The organism is Brevibacillus sedimenti, from assembly GCF_020923495.1.
Classification (GTDB): Bacteria; Bacillota; Bacilli; order Brevibacillales; family Brevibacillaceae; genus Brevibacillus; species Brevibacillus aydinogluensis.
Map to the genome: position 1 here is coordinate 811,058 of NZ_CP064048.1, position 18,839 is coordinate 829,896.

Here is an 18,839-nt window from a genome sequence, read left to right on the forward strand (position 1 = left end):
TTGAGAGTACGTGGCCGCTGCAAAAGAAACAGCCACTCGATTTCCGAGTGACTGCCAGACTGAAGACAAACGGTTCATTGAGTTAGCGTCCACAAAAAATGATTTCCAGGCCGAAAGGCCTGCCCATTCATCAACCGAAGCGGAAGACAATGGGCATCGCATGGAGGGATGGGCCAAGCGAGCTCCTTTGACGACCGACTCAGCGGAAAAACGCCAGACGCGGGAATCAACAGGGGACACAAGTCTCACTTCCTCGAAATACCCAGATGTTTGTCCCTGCCCGCGTCTCGTTTTGGAGCGGACATCATTCGCTTCTGTGCTGGGCGTCAAGCGAGCGAGCCGGCCCGATCTCCCATGCGCCGTGGACTTTGTCTACACGCTGACAGCCACTCGATTTCCGAGTGACTGCTGTCATGTCACTTTTGCGATGCCTGAACAAAATGCCAGCAACCGTTCTTCAGCCAACGCTGCATCTCCTCTAATTTCAAACAGCATTTTCAAATGGCTGGCTTGCGAGATCGACAGTCGTGCCGCATGATACAGATCGGGCTTTTTCTGTGAAACGACAATCATCACTTCCGACACCGGCGAGACGATCCCCTTTATTCGCAACAGTTCGTTCAGGATGAAAATGAACTGTTTCACAGTCACTCTGTCGGCTGAATTGTTCAGCGCCAGGACTTCTTCAATTAATTGTTTGGCACGTTCCTTCTGCAACGTTTTGAAATTGGGTATATGCAGTTCCATGATTTCACCTCTCTCCTGCAGATACCCTGATCGTTCGGAAAATAAACCTGACGAGTTCGACGTGTGTGGTCACGCCTCAGCCGCTTTCAGCAAGGTTTCTATTTCCTGACGCGGGATTGGTTTGCTGAACAGATAGCCTTGTCCTTCGCGGCAGCCTTCTGCATGCAGGAAAGCCAACTGCTCTTCCCTTTCCACACCCTCGGCAATCACATTCAGGTGCAGAGTTTGGGCAATGGTCAAGATCGCCCGGACAATCGCCTGACTTTCCTTGTTCGTGTGCACATCCCGAATAAAGGAAGCGTCAATTTTTATCGTGTCGACCGGGAGATGTTTGACGTAGCTGAACGAGCTGTAGCCCGTTCCAAAGTCGTCGATCGAAATATGGACGCCCAGATCGCGAATCGATTGCAGGATCGGGACCGCATTGTCCGTTTCCGCGAAGATGCTCTCCGTAATCTCAAGCTCCAGCCACTGCGGTTCCAGTCCGGTATCCTCCAGAATCTCCCTGACTCTCTCCACCAGATCGGGTTGAAAAAACTGCCGTACGGACAGATTGACCGATACGCGAAAAGGGGCGTACCCTTCTGCCTGCCAGGCTCGATTTTGCTCGCAAGCACGGCGCAGAATCCATTCCCCGATCGGGACGATCAGCCCTGTCTCTTCTGCGATCGGAATAAACTTGTTGGGCGGGATTCTTCCCAATTCCGGATGATTCCAGCGGACAAGCGCCTCCGCTCCCACCAGCTTTCCGGTCAGCAGCTCATATTTGGGTTGATAATCAATGTGGAAATGCTCGTGCTCCATCGCTTTACGCAGTTCATTTTCCAACAGGATGCGTTCCAACGATTTCTCTTCAATGGACGGATGGAAAAATTCAAATCCATTCCTTCCGCGTTCTTTCACAAAATACAGCGCCATATCCGCCCGTTTCAGCAGCTCGTCGGCCTCTCGTCCATCTGCAGGAAAGACAGCAATGCCCATGCTGCAGGAAAGATTGTGCTGTCGGCCATTGACCTCCAGCGGTTCTTCCAGCCGCTCGCGAATTCTCTGGGCGATTTGATCCACCTGGTCTCTGCCCGATATGTGGGGCAGCAAGATGGTAAACTCGTCTCCTCCCAAACGAGCGACCACATCGTTTTCCCCGAGGCACTGCTTGATTCTTTTCGCAATCTCTGCGAGGATGACATCGCCCACTTCATGTCCCCACGAATCGTTGATTTGCTTAAACCGGTCCACGTCGAGAAACATGACCGCCAATTGGGACTGGAATCGCTTCGCCTGGTACACTTCTTTTCGCAAGCGATCAACAAAGAGCCTGCGGTTGGGCAGATCCGTCAACGTATCATGGTAGGCCAAATGGAAAATGGTTTGTTCCCATTGTTTTCTTTCCGTTACGTCCCGCATGACGAGCACCAGGTTCTTTACATCGCCGCACGAGTCCAGGATCGGGTTCCCTTTTGTTTCCAGATAGAGGACCCGTCCGCTGTTGGTGCGGACACGAAATTCCAGCAGAGAAGACGTTTTTCTCGCTGCACAGATTTCCTTGAGATAATTCGTCACCAGTTCGCGATCTTCTTCATGCACCCATTGCAGCAAATGACTTGTCCCCAGCTCGCCTGCATCATCGCCGAAAAAGGTCTGATGCGATGGAGAAAGGTACACAAACGTGCCTTTGCAATCAATGATGGCAATTAAATCGGAGCAGTTTTCCGCAATCACGCGATACTTTTCTTCACTTTGCCTCGCCTCTTCTTCGGCTTTCTTGCGCAGACTGATATCATTTCGGATCGAGACGTACTGATACGGTTTCCCCTGTTCGTTTACAAACGGCACAATGGTGGTGTCCACCCAGTAAAAGGAACCGTCCTTTGCCCGATTGCGTATTTCGCCGCGCCAGACTTGCCCCGCTCCAATGGTCGCCCACATCTCCTTGAAGAACTCTTTCGAATGGTACCCCGAATTCAAAATGCGATGATCCTGGCCGATCAGTTCTTCCCGTGTATATTTCGAGATGGTACAAAACTGATCATTGGCGTGCATAATGATGCCGCGATGATCGGTAATGGCCAAAATGGAAGATTGGTCCAACGCATATTTGATATCTGCCAGCTCTTTGACAACACGTGTCAGCTTCTCGTCTGTTTTAGACAGAAGGTACTCCAGTTGATGGTCAGTCAACGTTTTCATCTGTTCTCACCCACGAATCGAAGTTACAAAACTCCAAAAAACGGAAATTTTTTACGATCATTATACATGATTGTCCACTTATATGGCGCACATCTCACCATGCATTCCTTGTCATTTCTTTGAACGCGTCCTGTTCGTCGGAGCCGGCATCTCAGCCGAAAAAAGCATGTCCGCAAAAGGAAAACCGGCGTATGGGACCACATGCGGCCGCGGACGCCGGTTCATTTGCTGACAGTCCAGCGCGATTCTCCATGCGAATCGCGCAGGTACAAACCTTCTGTTGTTACGATGGTTCCAAGCAGCTCCATACTTTCTGGATTTCCGATGAACATCGGCATGTTCAACTCATAATTTGACCAGATGCATACCTGCATCTTTTCAAAAACAAATACAGACGAAACAGCTTCCCGCAGACCCAGCTCCAGCAATACTTCCAGGTCAGCGAGCTCTCAGATTATTTGGAATGGCGAGAAACTCAGAAAACGAAGGCGGTGTCTAAAGTGTCCCGCATTGGCTAATTCATTTCTCTAACGGAAGAGAATTTACACACAAATATGGACTTGATCCTATCGCCAAAAGCTAACACATATGTAAACCCACCACCATCCTGAGAGCATACAGTAAATCATTCTTGGTTTTGTCACATCACGGCTATGCAAGCGTGAACCGCAATTCTGCAAATCCTTATGCAATACTAGCGTCATACCTGCCTCTCTACTGCACCTTAACACGCTTGTTTGCGGCGGGAACGGGAAGAATTCTTGTATCCCACGTCTCCCATATTTTCAGAAACCTAGCATCACTTCATCAGGAGCATAAATTTTTGCGGTGCGTGTTGCGTTTGGCATTGTCCCTTACAAGCGGGGAAAGTCCCGAAAAACAAAAAGAAACCCCAGACGAGTAATTGATTACTCGTTTGGGGTAAGTGTGCTATTGAATCACATTAGGTTTGCTTCCTTCAGTACATCAATCTCATCATCGCTAAGGTCTTGTAAAGCCAGACCTGCAAGTATCCTTTGGTTGTCAAGTAAGCAACTTAACTGGTTACTTACTTCCACCATAGCTGCTACTTCAAAACCATAAAATAAACAATACAAGGTGTTGTTAACAAGTTGGAAGTTGAATTTTCCTTTTACGTCATGGTAAAACCCATCCGTAGTTTCCTTACGATCGAAACTAAATACAGGTAAACCTCTTAACTTTTCATGGTTGCAAAATGAATTAGACTCCTGAGTAACTGTTTCACTTATAAAGAATCTTATTTCTCTCAGAATACCATCGTTAGGAGAGATATCATCCCTGACATCCAAGGATACCGTTAATGGTTCTGCTTCACCATACAGCCTCCATTGAACGCCGCCCTGAAATAAGTAAGGCTTCGCAGGTGCAGGTACATCTACAGAAACTGTTACAAGCACAAATTTATCACCCATATATTCGATACTACGTGAAACCGATATAAAATTTTCAGTGGCAGACTTACAAAGTAATTTCATAATGTATTCCTCCAATTTACCTGAACAATGCATGGTAAATAACTGCCTCAGCCTCAGTTATATTAATCCCTATTTCCCATTGTCCTACAGTCATGAAGTTCCTACCCGGTTTAAGATTGGGCATGGCTTTCTCAACTGCAGACCTAAAACTGGTTAGCATTGCCTGTTCAATCATCTGTTTACTCTGCGTACTTAAATTGATTACTCTCTCATTTTTCAACATGTAATCAATCATATGTTTTGTAGCAATAGGATGTACCCATATCTCGTGTCCACCTGCTTTTAAACCGCTCAGTACAAATGATTTAGGGATGTTTGTTCCTTTGACTGCTGCTTGTGTAACCTTTATAGTATCCCAGACAGTTACTGCCGTTTTTCCTGCTCCTGCCGCCTTAGCTCCCCATAAGAATTTTGGAATTGGGGCAAACAACATGAAAGTATTAACCTCTAATGCTATATCTTCTCTTGCGCCTTCTACATGCTCATAAACTCCTTTAATTACACCATTTTCCACAATGAAATCGTTATCATGCTTGTAATCAGGTTCATATCTACTCATATTACTTCTGTCGTTGCATGAACCTGCATGTGCCCATTTACCATCGGCCGATTCGCACCAATGCCCAGTCGGGTCAACAAACCTCAACGGATTATTATGCACATACGTATACCGGTTGAGGCTTAGCGGATTATCCACTTGCCCCTTATACGTATCCTCTGAAATAAACCGTCCGATTTTCGGATCATAGTAGCGGGCACGCAGGTAGTAGTAACCGGTTTTTTCGTCGAAGATCTCACCGCTGTACTTGAACGGGTTGGACATGGTTTCCGTTTGCGCAACAAGGTTGCCCCACGAATCGTAGTCGTACCGGTTTAGCTCCGCACCGCTGCTGTCCGTGATGGATACAACATCGCCGTGGCTGTTGTACAGATAGTACCCTTGTTTGTTTGCCCCCACATCTTTGCGGAACAGCAGTTCGTTCCCCCAGATGTTGCGGGCCTTCACGTTTCCGGCGTTGTCCAGCTCTTCGATGACGTTTCCGTTCATGTAGACGTACTTTGTCTGGTTCCCGTTCTCTGCCTTTGTCGCACGCAGTCCGTTCCCGTAGTAGGTGTAGCTACCCTCATCGCCTGTCCGTTCATTGGCATAGCTGCGCAGGCGGTTCTGCTCGTCAAAGGTGTACGTCACCGTGTCGGTGTCGATCGGCAAGACGCCCTCAAAGGATTTCCTGTTCCCCCGGGTGTCATACGCATAACGATTCGTGCCACTCGGCAGTGTTTCTTTTGTCAGACGGTCAATCTTGTCGTACTCATAGGCAAACGTCGTTCCATTGCGCGTCATGGTCTGTATAGCGAATCTGATAGACACGGTCAAATACCGTCTGGCGATTCAACCGATGGAACGGATCGTAGCTGTACTGGACCTCGCGATAAGTTGTCTTGGCATACTATTTTCCAAGGGAATATATTCGCTAAGGGTGGGTCATTTTCATTCCGGCGAGCCTGGGTCAATTATATCCCGGCGGTGACATGTATCGTGGTTTCGTTCCTTGTTGGGTAAAATATCCTTGCCTTGATTGTTGATACGGTTTGCTTTACGAGATCGTTGGGCTGCGTGTGTTACTGTACAGACTGTCTTGCCTTACGTTCCCAATACCTGCGCTCGTACTCTCTTTGCTTCTCTCTGTTCTCAGGTTTTTGCCGCCACTTCCGTCTGTATTCTCTTTCGTACTGGCGGCGTGCTTCCAATGCTCCTTTGCGTAATTGCTTCATTCATCTATCCCTCCAATTCTTCCAGTTTCGCCATTTGAGAAGCTAGTAGCTGTTCCGTTTCCTGTACTCGTTCTTCTGCTCGCCGTATCATCGCCGCCGCTTCTTCCCTTGTTTGCTCCAGTTCCCTCCGCTGGCGGATAAGCACACTTTCGTTATGGCTGATCGTAGCCTTCACAGCAAATGCTTCCCGTTGTAAATCATTAATCCGGCGAAGTGCTTCCAGCCTTGGGTGTCCGTCTTTTTGGTCAGCTAACTGGTCAAAATAATTGGCCTGTTCTAGTAGCTGCCTGATTTGTGTTGCCATTTTCGGGTCGGTACTACCGGAGTGTCTCAACTCATCCGCTTGTTTCCGCAACTCTCGCGCCTTCTGGCAGTACCCTTGTACTTCCTCCACGCTTTCCTCATACTCTTCTTGTGCCTGGGCAATTAAGCCAACCTTTTCTTCTACTGCTTGTACACGTTTTGCCATCGTTTTTCTTCCCCTTTCGTTTTTTAGAATGAAAAAAAGGCTCACTCCCCCTCACATTGCAAGTTGGAATAAGCCTTCTAAGTTTATTAGGCGTGTTTGTCAAGTGTGTAAGTGTATGGTTTGTTGGTTGTATTGTACGACCCTGCTTCTAAGATGTAAACCCGACAATATTTTCCCTGCTCGCGAAGCTTCGTTTTTTCGGTACTGATAGCCCCCACAAAAAAGAAACCTTGAAAGGCAAGCAGCCAATCAAGGTATTGAAATTTATTATTACCTATATTTTTTGAATTACGATTTCGCAGGATCCCTCTTCTAAAGAGTTCAGTTCATCATAATGGATATGGGTACCTGTCGGTACTTCATTTTGTGCTAGTGTAAGTAAATGTTTAGCCATGGATATCAAACCATCTTTATTGGCTCGTATTATGATTGTGTTTCCATTTATTTCGGTCTCAATTATGAAATTATCCTCCCATACGAATTGGAAGCCTGAATCATTCGTATACTTTGGAATTTTAATCTGAATATCCATTTTAGTCCTCCAAATAAATATGAAGATTTTGGTCTACTTTCATCTTGCCAGGCTTACTAGGGTTAGGAACTAGAGTCTCAAAATTCATGTGTGGTCCTCCCCCATGTTTACCCAGTATATCACTATCTCCCATTCTTACAACTCGTGTTCCGTCCGCGGATACGAAGCGTCCATTCCCCATATCTTTATACCCCGGTCCTAAAAACTTTTCTGCTGCTTCAAGAGCATCATTAATTTTCATCTTCATTCCATCTTTAAGACCAAGTTGATTAAGACTAACAGGTTTAGCCGTCCCCTTATTCGCTGCTTTGATTACTCCAGTAGCCCTTTTTGAATTTCCAAGTGAAAAAATTGATAATCCGAGTGATGTCGCTGCTCCTACATCTTGTAAGGATATTTTCCCATCTGTCAAAACCGCGTAGTCTTCCTTAATCGGATCCACAATCAACACTTTTCCAGCAGTCTTGAGCGCTCCCGGAAGTTCACTTGCAGCCTTTTTTACCCCTGCAGGCAGGTCCGTTTTCGCCTTAGCCCAACCGCGACTCCAAGCATTGGGGTCCGTGAACTTCTCCCATCCCTTTCTGAAATCCTCCCACACATTATGTCCGGTTGGATCCCAGTATCGCAACGGATTATTATGCACATACGTATACCGGTTGAGGCTCAGCGGATTATCCACTTGCCCCTTATACGTATCCTCCGAGATAAACCGTCCGATTTTCGGATCATAGTAGCGGGCACGCAGGTAGTAGTAACCCGTTTTCTCGTCGAAGATCTCACCGCTGTACTTGAACGGGTTGGACATGGTTTCCGTTTGCGCAACAAGGTTGCCCCACGAATCGTAGTCGTACCGGTTTAGCTCTGTACCGCTGCTGTCCGTGATGGATACAACATCGCCGTGGCTGTTGTACAGATAGTACCCTTGTTTTAATTTTTGGGCATGAAAAAGGCTCATTCCTCCTTATCGTTTAAGTAGGAACAAGCCTTTTCAAATTAATCAAGTAACATAATCATGTTTTTTAAAAAACTCTTTAAAAGGCTTTAAGCAAATCCAGTAACTTATTCAATGTCAGTCCATATTCTTCAAGTCTTGTCTTGCTAAATCAAGAGCAACCGCTAATGTAATTTGATGTCGTTTACTGAGTCCTTGTAAATATTGTGAAATCGTTTTAGTTACAACAATTGGTTCAATTTCAGCGTTAAAGCGTCCTAATTCAATTTCTGCGATAATACTATCGTTAATGAGAATCTTATAAATGTCCTCACCCTGCTCAGGTATCCAATGAACGATATAAGCTGTACGCATGTCCGGATATGAACTTCTAATCACTTCAAGTAGTCTTCGTTTCTCTTCACTCTTAAATAGTGATTGATTAGATTTTTTTAATTGCTCTCTTATTTCTTGTTCCACTCTGCTCCCTATTAGTTTCATGTTTCACCCTCATTTCTTTATCGATTTTAGTAAACCGGGGAATGCTGTAACCAAATTACCATGCCTGTCAGTTAAAATTGTCATTGTAGATGTAGGCTTGAACCCATTAAACTTATCAAGGCCAATTGGCTTATCTAAAGTGACCACTCTTACGTATCTCACCCCGTCTGCGCTATCAATACTCCTTACGACAGGAGATTTTACTATATCTTTACTGGATAATAGTGAACGGAGTTCGTCCTGAGAAATTGTGAACGTTGAAGCATTCTTATTTGAAAAATGTCTGTCTACAATATGCTTCCATCCATCGTTAGTTATATTGATTCGAGACTGAACGATAGGTGGCATCCCCTTAGATGTATTTTTCAACGTCCCAGCTATTGCACCGGTGGCAGGAACTGCAAATCCCAAATCGAGAACATCCCCATGATTCATGCCAACCGTATTGTTAAATGTGACGATAGCCGTCGGAAGAACTTCCTCCTGATACTGCGTTGGTACATATTTTCTTACTGCATCCTCTGGTTCTATCCCTTCTTCGTATGCCTTCTTTGCAGCAATCCTTCCCCAATGCAGGTACTCTTCTTCTCGTGATGAAAAGCCGCCGACTCCTCCAGTTCCTGCTTCCACAGCGTTCCCGCTCCGATCAACAAACCTCAACGGATTATTATGCACATACGTATACCGGTTGAGGCTCAGCGGATTATCCACTTGCCCCTTATACGTATCCTCCGAGATAAACCGTCCGATTTTCGGGTCGTAGTAGCGGGCACGCAGGTAGTAGTAACCGGTTTTTTCGTCGAAGATCTCACCGCTGTACTTGAACGGGTTGGACATGGTTTCCGTTTGCGCAACAAGGTTGCCCCACGAATCGTAGTCGTACCGGTTTAGCTCCACACCGCTGCTGTCCGTGATCGATACGACATCGCCGTGGCTGTTGTACAGATAGTACCCTTGTTTGTTTGCCCCCACATCTTTGCGGAACAACAGTTCGTTCCCCCAGATGTTGCGGGCCTTCACGTTTCCGGCGTTGTCCAGCTCTTCGATGACGTTTCCGTTCAGGTAGACGTACTTTGTCTGGTTCCCGTTCTCTGCCTTTGTCGCACGCAGTCCGTTCCCGTAGTAGGTGTAGCTACCCTCATCGCCTGTCCGTTCATTGGCATAGCTGCGCAGGCGGTTCTGCTCGTCAAAGGTGAATGTGTTCTTATCAACTTCAATCAAGCCGACAGTTTTTGTAATGGCTCTTCTAATTTTATAAGGACTCCGTTTTTACGCAATTATATGGACTCATTCGACACTGGGAGCTATTTCAATTGCCACTCAGTAACAACAAGAGAAAAAAGAAACCCCAAACAAGCATCAGCAACTCGTTTGGGGTCAATAGTAGGTTATACTTTGAAATTTAAGGCTTGAACAATATGAATTATCTTGTCCTCAATATCTCTTTCACTGTAGTAAACATTTGGGTACAACTTTAGATCTTCTTCAAGAGGAGAAAATCTAGCCGCCATTTCAGCTAATTCACTAAACTCCTTATTTTCCAATACTGAAAATTCACTGGGGTCAGCATCATGGTCAAAAGTTATATGAAACTCATTGCAAAACCTATCTGGTTCAATTTGCTTTTTGAGATAAAGGTTAATTAACCAATATAACCGTTCTCTAGGAGTACGCTCCTTCAATTTCCCCACCTCATTTTACAAGGATTACTTTGTAGCAGGCAAGACAAAATTACCGTTCCTTATTTCTCTGTCAGTATACTTGAAGTGGAATACAGTATTCGTTTCCGCATCATACAGTACCTCAACATTGTACTTCTTCCCGTTTTTATACATTACATCATAATACATTGTAGCATTTGTACCTCTAGGGTCAGGAAATCCTTTTCCGTATTTAATAACTGACTGTTGGATTTGAACAGGTATAAACCTACCTGCTTCATTCATGTGTTTTGCAGCTGTACCAGTAAAGTTTAATCCTTCCTCTAACTTACTAAAGCCTTTCCCCTTATTAAATAGACTACCGACAAAGAACGCACCTTTTACTGCAGCTGCTTCTCCTGGGTAATCCCATAATGCTTTATTAAAATCTGCAATTAACGTAAGCCCTGGAGCAGATTCTCGTGCCATTTTCATTACTTCCGAATCTGGAATCATAGCATCTGTGGATTGCATTATATCTGACTGGGAATATCCTGCTTTGATCATTTTTGCTCTTATGTCATTAGCGTAATTTTGCCAATACCTTTTTTCTCCTTCGGTTTGTGCTAATGTCCATTTATTTTTGGCTTCATTGATAACCCAGTTAGCCCCAATCGCTTGATTCCAATGCCCACTCGGATCAACAAACCTCAACGGATTATTATGCACATACGTATACCGGTTGAGGCTCAGCGGATTATCCACTTGCCCCTTATACGTATCCTCCGAGATAAACCGTCCGATTTTCGGGTCGTAGTAGCGTGCACGCAGGTAGTAGTAACCTTTTTTTTCGTCGAAGATCTCACCGCTGTACTTGAACGGGTTGGACATGGTTTCCGTTTGCGCAACAAGGTTGCCCCACGAATCGTAGTCGTACCGGTTTAGCTCTGTACCGCTGCTGTCCGTGATGGATACAACATCGCCGTGGCTGTTGTACAGATAGTACCCTTGTTTGTTTGCCCCCACATCTTTGCGGAACAGCAGTTCGTTCCCCAGATGTTGCGGGCCTTCACGTTTCCGGCGTTGTCCAGCTCTTCGATGACGTTTCCGTTCAGGTAGACGTACTTCGTCTGGTTGCCGTTCTCTTCCTTTGTCGCACGTAGTCCGTTCCCGTAGTAGGTGTAGCTTCCCTCATCACCTGTCCGTTCATTGGCATAGCTGCGCAGGCGGTTCCGCTCGTCAAAGGTGTACGTCACCGTGTCGGTGTCGATCGGCAAGACGCCCTCAAAGGATTTCCTGTTCCCACGGGTGTCATACGCATAACGATTCGTGCCACTCGGCAGTGTTTCTTTTGTCAGACGGTCAATCTTGTCATACTCATAGGCAAACGTCGTTCCATTGCGGGTGATGGAGACCACGTTTCCAAACGAATACTGATTCGTCTCCGTCCAGATCGGCGTAGTACGCTTCCTGTGCGTCAGCTCCTTCACCTGACCAAAAGAATCCAGCTTCCGCTCCATCTCCAGGCCGTTCGGGTACGTGAGCGTATACGTTTCTCCCGTGTTTGTCGTATGATACGCATAGCGGATTGTCCCCGTCACATTGCTGGATACTTCCAGCAGGCGCTCCGCATCGTCGTAGCGATACGATACCACCGTGTTATCCGGATACACCAGTTGGTCCATCAAATCGTCATGGTCTGTATAGCGAATCTGATAGACACGGTCAAATACCGTCTGGCGATTCAACCGATGGAACGGATCGTAGCTGTACTGGACCTCCCGATAATTGCTGCTGGTCGGACGGGTGTCGGGACCATTGCTGTTGGTCTCTTTCTTCACGAGTGAAGTATTCGGGTAATACTCCCAGGTTTCCTTGTTTTTCACAACACCCGCTGCATCTTTTGTCGTGATGCTGGACACCTCATAAAACGGCGTATACGCATACTCATGGCGGTTTCCTGCCTTATCGGTAAAGATGCGCGTCTTTCCGTTCGGATAGTAGTGAAACGATTCTGTCGCCCCGGACGGTACATCTTTTTCGCTGATCTTCCAGGACAGCGGATTGTAGTGATACTCTGTCGTCAGCGTATTATTCTCCTGTACGGATACCAGGTTGCCGTAGGCATCATAGCTGTATCCGTAGACATTTTGTTCCGGATCAACGAGACGTACCAGGTTGCCGTTTATGTTGTAATGATAGGTCCAGGAGCGTGTCTTGCCCGTCTGGTCACGTTCCGTTTTTCGCGTCATTTGATCAAAGGGATTGTACTCGTAACGTATCGCCAGTCGTTGTGCCGCGTCACCAGTCTCGCGAATTTCCTCTTGCAGTTGGCCGTGCCGGTTGGCAAAGTGCGTGACGGTGAGGCCATTGGACTCAACGCTCCGAACAGTCTCGACCGGCAAATAGCTGTCTTTGTCGCGATAGGCATTGGCGCGGTAGTACATGGTGTACCCTTTGGGATCTTGCTTGCCCAGCAGACTGCCGTCTTCATTATAGAAGTAACTTGTTGCCCGGCTGTCGTCGGCATACGGAGCACTGGATTCCAACCGGCCGTCCGAGGTGTACGTGTTGTACAGAAGCAGTCTTACTTCTCCATTGGTCCCCCGCTGTCCCTTGTATTCCACCTCGCCAAATGGCGTGAAATGAGTAAATTCCTCCGTGCCGTCCGGCAGCGTCATCGTCACTTTGCGCTGTGTGTCATCATAGTCGTAGAAAATCGTCCGGAACTGGCCCTCATTCGCAAATAGTTCAATGGTAAGCCGTCCAAGCAAATCGTATTGATACATAGCCTGGCTTTGATCGGGGTAGATTCGTTTTACCACCCTGCCCAATTCGTCGTAGTCAAACTGGTACGTAAGGGTCTCCTCCGTTTCCGGAGACGTCTCCACTTCCAGCTTGATGACCGTCGGATACAAGCCATAGCGGTCGTAGGATTCAATTTTTTTATCAAAAAATTTCTCATCCGATCCTTTCGTCGCTTCCACTATAGTGGAAACCAGCTTCTGGCTGTTGTACTTGTACACGCGGCCAATTTCTTCCCGTTTCGTCGTCGTTCCATCCGGATACGAATCGACGATGTGCTCCGTTTCCAGCAATTTGTCAGCATTATAGGTATACGTTTCCTCGTGAAAATGATTGGGATTTCCGGCTGCTGTCCGCTTCATCTTCGTTAGCAACCGCAGGTAATAGGTCGTCGATGTGTAGTTCCACGTCGTTTCGTTGCCTTGCGGGTCCACCAATTTGGTCAAATCACCGTAACTGTTGTAGCTGTACGCTGTGACCTGGGCGTACTTGCCCAGCCTGCTTGCAACACTGCCCAAACGATTGACGTCGGGTGCCAACAGAAATTGGTACACATCCGCATCGTCGGTAAACGAAGCGGGACGCCCCAAAAAGCGGTACTCGTACCGTGGCTTCGTCTCTCGGCCGCTGTACAGATAACTTACATAGCTGACGGGATGGTAGCGGTATTCTTTGTCACCTTCCGTTAACGTCAGAGGAAGAAGAATGGTGTCTGTATCCGCTCCAGTGCCGATGTACGTCTTGACTGATTGCGGCAAAAATGTTTTGTCCGGATTGGGTGTGAAGACTTTTTCCTGGTTCGGGCTCCCGTACTGTACAATTTGCGTTTTGACGATCGCCCCTTCCCGCAGGGTCTGATTTTTCAGCCGGACAGACAAATCCTTGGACGACTTCCAGATTTCCTTATTCGTCAGCGGATAGTAAATTGTATGCGAGTACCATCCCTGCTTCTGACGCTCCGGGTGGGGCGTCTTGGCAAAGCGAATGTCAACTGCTGTCACCGGATGATACGACGTATAGGTCAGCTTTTCGTCATCGTGGTACAACCTGACCACGCCGCGGCTGAGAAAATCAGGTTCGTCCGGCTGATACGGGCTGTACGTATAGGTAATCTGCAGGCCTTCCACCGGGTACGACACCTCACGCAGCAAATTGTACTTTGTGGTGCCGCGTCTCTGGTAGTCATCGGTGGTGTAGACCGTCGACTCCATTCCGTTGTAGTCCAGTGGAATGTTCGCCGGAAAGGAATACCCGGGTTTCAGGTTAAACTCTGCCTCGCCGAATACCCCCGAATCGTGATAGGTATACTCCGCGATTATCTTGCTGCCATTGCCATTGACGTCATGTTCAATGACCCTGCTAGGGGTCTCATTCCAGTTGTACTTTATATGCTTCAACAGGCGGCTTTTGGACGCATCGGCATACACCTTGAGATCGCTAACCAAGTTGCCAATGTGTTTGTCCATGACGATGCAGCGACCGACGCTGTCGATGATTTCAATCGGCTTATCCTTCTTTTCCGGAATGCGGTAGACGATTTCATCTCCATACGCATTGGTTTTGGTGACCACATACGTATCACCATCACTATTGTATGACTTCTCTATGGAAAAATTGTACAAGTAGCCGTTGTACCTCAACCAGGCAATGTGTTCCACGCCATTGATTTCCCACCTTTTGTACTCCATAGAGGCGCCGAGATAGGGATAGTTTACCCAGTCTCCTTCTTTGGATTTAGACTCAAGCACTGTGCCGTCGTCCAGCGTAAACACATAACGCTTACTATCCTTTTCATTAGTACGGTTGCAAAAATACTTGGATAAATCTTCATCGTAGGTGCAGCGGATGTTCTCTCTGTCGATCTCCTCAATCATGGGGATATTCCATTTCCATCCCACAGGCAGGTGATACTTTTCGTGGTATCCTCCATTCCCTACCCATATGTTTTCACCCCACTTGCTCTTGTAGTAAATCCGCCCTAACATCGCATCCAGAGAGGAATACTGCCGTTCCAGCTTGAGATCCATCCCGTGTTTTCCTTCCAGATGCACATCCGTCTCTTTAATATTGGCTGTGCGGTACAGTTCATCGACAAGGTTCTCGGTATTGCGCTTATACCGGTAGGTTAGCCCTTCAGGTTCGTACTCTTCATCTGGCGGGCTGGAAGTGAGACCTGAATCGGCGAGAGACGAAAGCGGCGCTTTTGCCTTGTTTCCCTTGGTTTCCTTCCAGCGCTGGTAATGCTGCTCGATGACTGGCAGCGCCTGTTTGAGCAATGTGTACTGTATCTGGCCAAGTCGACCCATTTCGGACATGACCGCCTCGTCCGTCCACTGGTATTTTTCCACTTTTTCGTCCTGGGACAAGAAGCGGTCCAACAGCGGATAAAAATAGGCAGCAATCTGCAAGGTTTTCCGATCAAACGATTGATACATGCCCCAGACGACATCTGCCGGCAACGAATCCCATGTCATCGCCATCACTTCATCTTTTGTAAAGGAAGGGATTTCGTCCGATTTTTTTTGTTGCAGCTCTATCGCAGCCTGTAAGACTTCTTTGTATGCAGACAACCATGCTTTTGTGTCTGCTGGTTGTTCGTTGCTGTCGTCAGATACGGGTGTCGCAGATAAACGTTCATCCACCCTGGCAAATGTAACAGAAGGCACCAGCAGGGATATGGCAAGAACAGAAGAGATGAACCTGCGCATCCATTTTTTCACACTCATTGCTACCTCCTTATTACTGTCAGTTTTCATATACTTTTTTCCGGATCAGGTTGCCGTTGTTGTCATAGATGAATTCAATTTTCAATACACCGTTTTCGTACAGGTACTGCAGTTGGTTTCTGGCATTATACGTGTACGTGAAATTGCGCGAAGCGCCAGAAGAAGACACGATACCATCTGAGGTGAACGGCTCACTCGTCTTGTTACCTGACGGAGTGTCAGTCGCCGCCCGTACAATGTCTCGTTGCTCATCACCCATACCTGGCGGTTTTTCACGGGCAGTTGCCGGGGGTGAATTGGCCATTGTGGCTCCAGGTGAAATCAGTACGGTAAGACCCAGAACAAATAGCAACACCAGATTCATCACTTGTCTTCCCATGTTCTCTGCTCCCTTTCTGTAAAGTTTTAATTAGAGACTGACCATGCAGATGTGAGGCAGTCGATGTTCATGAACACTCTCCTCTACCCGAATAGGTAAAGTTAGGCATAAAAAAACCACTCGAATTGCCGAGTGGTTCCCGTTTGTAGACAAAGCAGGGCTTTTTTTACCTTGAACTGGCCATAATGCTAGTGAAGGAAAAGGAGGTGGGCAGCAAAACGTGAAGACAACAACAATGGGAGCGTTTTTGTTTGGTGTCGGTATGATTGGAATGCTGGATGGCATTGTCTTTCATCAAATCCTGCAGTGGCACAGTGTAAACATGCATACGGATCGCGTACACCAAATCATCAGCGACGGCGTTTTTCATTTATTCGTGACCTTGATCATCTTTGTGGCAGGCATCCTGTTATGGAAAGGGAATCCCCAAGACTCGCCACGTACATTCTGGGGCAGCTTTTTACTGGGTGCCGGCTCATTTAATTTGCTGGTGTCAACGCCGACTTTATTTTGACCCACCATCGCCGGTTTAGAATTGACCCACCCGGCGATTTTTTGTTGGTTAGGTGGTAGAGGGGGAGCCGTAGGCTCCAGTCCTCATCTTCTCACGAAGTCGGTAACTATTCCCCCTAATATTGACGATGTGGGAATGGTGTAAGAGCCGATCCAGGATAGCCGTAGCAAGTATCGGATCGCCCATCAGTTCCCCCCATTCACCGAAACTCTTGTTGCTGGTCAACAGAATACTCCCTCTCTCGTATCTTGCACTTACTACCTGGAAAAAGAGGTTAGCTGCCAAACTGTCAAACGGTAAGTAACCAATTTCGTCAATAATCAGGAGCTTTGGTCGAATATAGATGCGTAGGCGTTTATCCAGCCTGTTTTCCGTGTAAGCTTTTCGCAGATCTTCGATGAGTTGCGAGAGACTGACAAAGTAAACGGATATCCCTTGCGAGATGGCTTCTACAGCCAACGCCACCGCCAGATGACTTTTTCCTACTCCGGGAGGCCCTAAGAACAAGACATTCTCGTGTCGGGTTACAAAAGTCATCGTGGCCAGCTCTCGAATCAACCGTTCGTCAATGCTGGGTTGGAAAGCAAAATCGAACTCCTCCAGCGTTTTTCGGTAAGGCAAGTGTGCGAGTTTGGTGCGTACCTCCATATTCCGTTTTTGACGTTCCGCTATCTCTGCATCTAGAAGCATGTTGAGAAAGGACAGATAGGTGGGCTGTCCATGACTTGCCGCTTCCAAATGGGCATCCAAGAGGAGAGCCGCTTGCTGAAGCCCAAGTTCCTCAAGACGTAGCCGTGCCTGTTCCAGTTCAATCATGCTCCCACCCCCGTCAGCTGCTCATAGACATCCAGCGAACGCACTTCCACTTGCTGCGATGAAATCTGTCGGGCTTGCGGACGTGGATAGGCATATCCTTGAGCAGTCGTAAGACCTGCATACTGGTTTTCACAAAAAACAGTTGCACGGGATCGATAGACCTTTTGGTGTCGAGCAATACATGTGCCGTCGGCCCAGATTTCCACCCACCCATTCACTTCTCGCACGGTACCCTCACGTCCACTGTACCTCCATGGAACCCCATATCGTACACCATCGTAGCTAACAAATCCGTCTCGGCTGACCTGTCTCGGTTCATGCAAGTATTTTTCCCATCGTTCAGCTGAAGGGATAGGCGACAGATTTTCCTCACGGAGTCGGTCGATGGGACGTTCGCCGGTTGTTCCATGAATACGGCGGTTAATCCGCTCGCACCAGTGTAGGGCTTGTTGATTGAGATCCTGTAAATCAACGAAGCGTTTGCCAGGAAGAAAGTTGTTTTTTACGTATTGAACGCCTCGTTCCACTTTTCCCTTTGTTTCGGGGCGTCGAACTTTGCATACTTTTGGAACAAGCCCAATCGCTGCAGCAAAGTCGGCAAAAAGCGGATGCCAGCGAGGTTTTCGATCATCTCCCATGCCCAGTACGACGGTTTTCATCTGGTCGGTCAGCATTACCTTTGGGATGCCCCCAAAATATTCAAAAGCATGAATCAAGCAACGAAGAAAGCTGTGAATGTCACAACGCTTAGTGAACTCTATATAGGTGGAACGAGAGTACCCCAATACCATGACAAATACCGGCACTTTTCGGACTGTACCGTCCAAATCTACGTAATCACACAGTCCCCAGTCGACCTGTGCATATTCACCAGGTTTCGTCTCGTAACGAAGAACAGCGGGAACTTGTTTGGGAGGACGGAAGTCCTTCACATAGTCTTTCAAGATGGTACGTCCCCCGGTATACCCCTTTTCTCGTAGAAGATCGAATAAAACCTCGCAGTTATAGATACCTTCTTGAAGACGTTCCTGCAGGAACGGTTTATACGGATCAAGCTTGGAACCACGAGATTTACGGGTTCCCTTTTCGGGGGAGAATTCACCCCGGAGATATCGGCGAACTGTATTTCGAGAATGCCCCGTTAGACGGGCAATTTCACGAATACTCTTGCCTTCTGCCCTCATGGTATGTAACGATATCACTATCCCACTCCTTAGCATGTGTCTCCCTCCGAAGATTAACTTGGCCGTTAATTACGAAGGGGATATATTCGCTATGGGTGGGTCATTTTCTTTCCGGCGAACCTGGGTCAATTATATCCCG

At 47.3% G+C, this 18,839-nt stretch carries 16 protein-coding genes and 1 pseudogene; 1 reads left to right on the forward strand and 16 read right to left on the reverse strand.

Going from position 1 to position 18,839, the window contains the following annotated elements; all coding sequences use genetic code 11:
• Positions 1–411 precede the first annotated feature (411 nt).
• The 14 genes and pseudogenes from IRT44_RS03855 to IRT44_RS03925 all read right to left on the reverse strand — a co-directional run bounded on the left by IRT44_RS03855 (position 412) and on the right by IRT44_RS03925 (position 16,171).
• Positions 412–747, reverse strand: coding sequence for a hypothetical protein (locus IRT44_RS03855; RefSeq protein WP_230077484.1), 336 nt, complete (start codon positions 745–747; stop codon positions 412–414).
• A gap of 69 nt (positions 748–816) precedes the next feature.
• On the reverse strand, positions 817–2,934 hold the full coding sequence (locus tag IRT44_RS03860) for a bifunctional diguanylate cyclase/phosphodiesterase (protein WP_230077485.1): 2,118 nt from the start codon (positions 2,932–2,934) through the stop codon (positions 817–819).
• A gap of 221 nt (positions 2,935–3,155) precedes the next feature.
• Complete coding sequence (locus IRT44_RS03865; RefSeq protein ID WP_171564157.1) at positions 3,156–3,362, reverse strand: hypothetical protein; 207 nt, start codon at positions 3,360–3,362, stop codon at positions 3,156–3,158.
• Positions 3,363–3,872: 510 nt separating this feature from the next.
• A complete protein-coding gene (locus IRT44_RS03870) occupies positions 3,873–4,430 on the reverse strand; it encodes a hypothetical protein (RefSeq protein WP_230077486.1) in 558 nt (185 codons plus the stop codon).
• Between the two features lie 16 nt (positions 4,431–4,446).
• Entirely contained in the window at positions 4,447–5,640 is a 1,194-nt protein-coding gene (locus IRT44_RS03875; protein ID WP_230077852.1) for an RHS repeat-associated core domain-containing protein, read from the reverse strand.
• A gap of 567 nt (positions 5,641–6,207) precedes the next feature.
• The gene (locus IRT44_RS03885; RefSeq protein WP_230077487.1) at positions 6,208–6,672 is read right to left on the reverse strand and encodes a hypothetical protein; all 465 of its coding nucleotides are present in this window, start codon (positions 6,670–6,672) and stop codon (positions 6,208–6,210) included.
• A gap of 274 nt (positions 6,673–6,946) precedes the next feature.
• Positions 6,947–7,204: an Imm32 family immunity protein gene (locus IRT44_RS03890; protein WP_230077488.1), complete on the reverse strand. Its 258-nt coding sequence runs from the start codon at positions 7,202–7,204 to the stop codon at positions 6,947–6,949.
• A gap of 592 nt (positions 7,205–7,796) precedes the next feature.
• A pseudogene (locus tag IRT44_RS19445) lies at positions 7,797–8,132 on the reverse strand (RHS repeat-associated core domain-containing protein); the annotation flags it as partial.
• A 141-nt stretch (positions 8,133–8,273) separates the two neighbouring features.
• Complete coding sequence (locus IRT44_RS03900) at positions 8,274–8,636, reverse strand: hypothetical protein (RefSeq protein ID WP_212133766.1); 363 nt, start codon at positions 8,634–8,636, stop codon at positions 8,274–8,276.
• 9 nt (positions 8,637–8,645) lie between these two features.
• Positions 8,646–9,857 carry an RHS repeat-associated core domain-containing protein gene (locus tag IRT44_RS19450; protein WP_409978428.1) on the reverse strand — a complete coding sequence of 404 codons (1,212 nt, stop codon included), beginning with the start codon at positions 9,855–9,857 and terminating at the stop codon, positions 8,646–8,648.
• A gap of 167 nt (positions 9,858–10,024) precedes the next feature.
• Positions 10,025–10,318 (reverse strand): magnesium and cobalt transport protein CorA, encoded by a 294-nt coding sequence (locus tag IRT44_RS03910; protein ID WP_230077490.1) that lies wholly within the window; start codon positions 10,316–10,318, stop codon positions 10,025–10,027.
• Between the two features lie 24 nt (positions 10,319–10,342).
• Positions 10,343–11,167 carry an RHS repeat-associated core domain-containing protein gene (locus IRT44_RS03915; protein ID WP_409978434.1) on the reverse strand — a complete coding sequence of 275 codons (825 nt, stop codon included), beginning with the start codon at positions 11,165–11,167 and terminating at the stop codon, positions 10,343–10,345.
• A 50-nt stretch (positions 11,168–11,217) separates the two neighbouring features.
• Positions 11,218–15,807 carry an RHS repeat domain-containing protein gene (locus IRT44_RS03920; RefSeq protein ID WP_230077492.1) on the reverse strand — a complete coding sequence of 1,530 codons (4,590 nt, stop codon included), beginning with the start codon at positions 15,805–15,807 and terminating at the stop codon, positions 11,218–11,220.
• Positions 15,808–15,826: 19 nt separating this feature from the next.
• Positions 15,827–16,171 carry a hypothetical protein gene (locus IRT44_RS03925; RefSeq protein WP_230077493.1) on the reverse strand — a complete coding sequence of 115 codons (345 nt, stop codon included), beginning with the start codon at positions 16,169–16,171 and terminating at the stop codon, positions 15,827–15,829.
• Positions 16,172–16,406: 235 nt separating this feature from the next.
• Between IRT44_RS03925 and IRT44_RS03930 the strand changes: the two genes are divergently transcribed.
• Positions 16,407–16,700 carry a DUF2243 domain-containing protein gene (locus tag IRT44_RS03930; protein ID WP_230077494.1) on the forward strand — a complete coding sequence of 98 codons (294 nt, stop codon included), beginning with the start codon at positions 16,407–16,409 and terminating at the stop codon, positions 16,698–16,700.
• Between the two features lie 48 nt (positions 16,701–16,748).
• Here the strand turns inward: IRT44_RS03930 and istB are convergent, their stop codons facing one another.
• Both istB and istA read right to left on the reverse strand, forming a co-directional pair.
• Complete coding sequence (istB, locus tag IRT44_RS03935) at positions 16,749–17,516, reverse strand: IS21-like element helper ATPase IstB (RefSeq protein ID WP_008409491.1); 768 nt, start codon at positions 17,514–17,516, stop codon at positions 16,749–16,751.
• Positions 17,513–18,736, reverse strand: a complete 1,224-nt coding sequence (istA, locus tag IRT44_RS03940; RefSeq protein WP_008409807.1) for an IS21 family transposase — start codon at positions 18,734–18,736, stop codon at positions 17,513–17,515. The genes istB and istA overlap by 4 nt, the downstream gene beginning before the upstream one ends.
• Positions 18,737–18,839 lie beyond the last annotated feature (103 nt).

Excerpts from the sequence above, each read along its gene's own strand:
- IRT44_RS03925 (WP_230077493.1), bottom strand. The coding sequence starts at position 16,171 with ATGAATCTGGTGTTGCTATTTGTTCTGGGTCTTACCGTACTGATTTCA.
- IRT44_RS03890 (WP_230077488.1), bottom strand. The coding sequence starts at position 7,204 with ATGGATATTCAGATTAAAATTCCAAAGTATACGAATGATTCAGGCTTC.
- IRT44_RS03920 (WP_230077492.1), bottom strand. The coding sequence starts at position 15,807 with ATGAGTGTGAAAAAATGGATGCGCAGGTTCATCTCTTCTGTTCTTGCC.
- IRT44_RS03900 (WP_212133766.1), bottom strand. The coding sequence starts at position 8,636 with ATGAAACTAATAGGGAGCAGAGTGGAACAAGAAATAAGAGAGCAATTA.
- IRT44_RS03885 (WP_230077487.1), bottom strand. The coding sequence starts at position 6,672 with ATGGCAAAACGTGTACAAGCAGTAGAAGAAAAGGTTGGCTTAATTGCC.
- IRT44_RS03870 (WP_230077486.1), bottom strand. The coding sequence starts at position 4,430 with ATGAAATTACTTTGTAAGTCTGCCACTGAAAATTTTATATCGGTTTCA.
- IRT44_RS03860 (WP_230077485.1), bottom strand. The coding sequence starts at position 2,934 with ATGAAAACGTTGACTGACCATCAACTGGAGTACCTTCTGTCTAAAACA.
- IRT44_RS03915 (WP_409978434.1), bottom strand. The coding sequence starts at position 11,167 with ATGTCCAACCCGTTCAAGTACAGCGGTGAGATCTTCGACGAAAAAAAA.
- istB (WP_008409491.1), bottom strand. The coding sequence starts at position 17,516 with ATGATTGAACTGGAACAGGCACGGCTACGTCTTGAGGAACTTGGGCTT.
- IRT44_RS03855 (WP_230077484.1), bottom strand. The coding sequence starts at position 747 with ATGGAACTGCATATACCCAATTTCAAAACGTTGCAGAAGGAACGTGCC.
- istA (WP_008409807.1), bottom strand. The coding sequence starts at position 18,736 with ATGCTAAGGAGTGGGATAGTGATATCGTTACATACCATGAGGGCAGAA.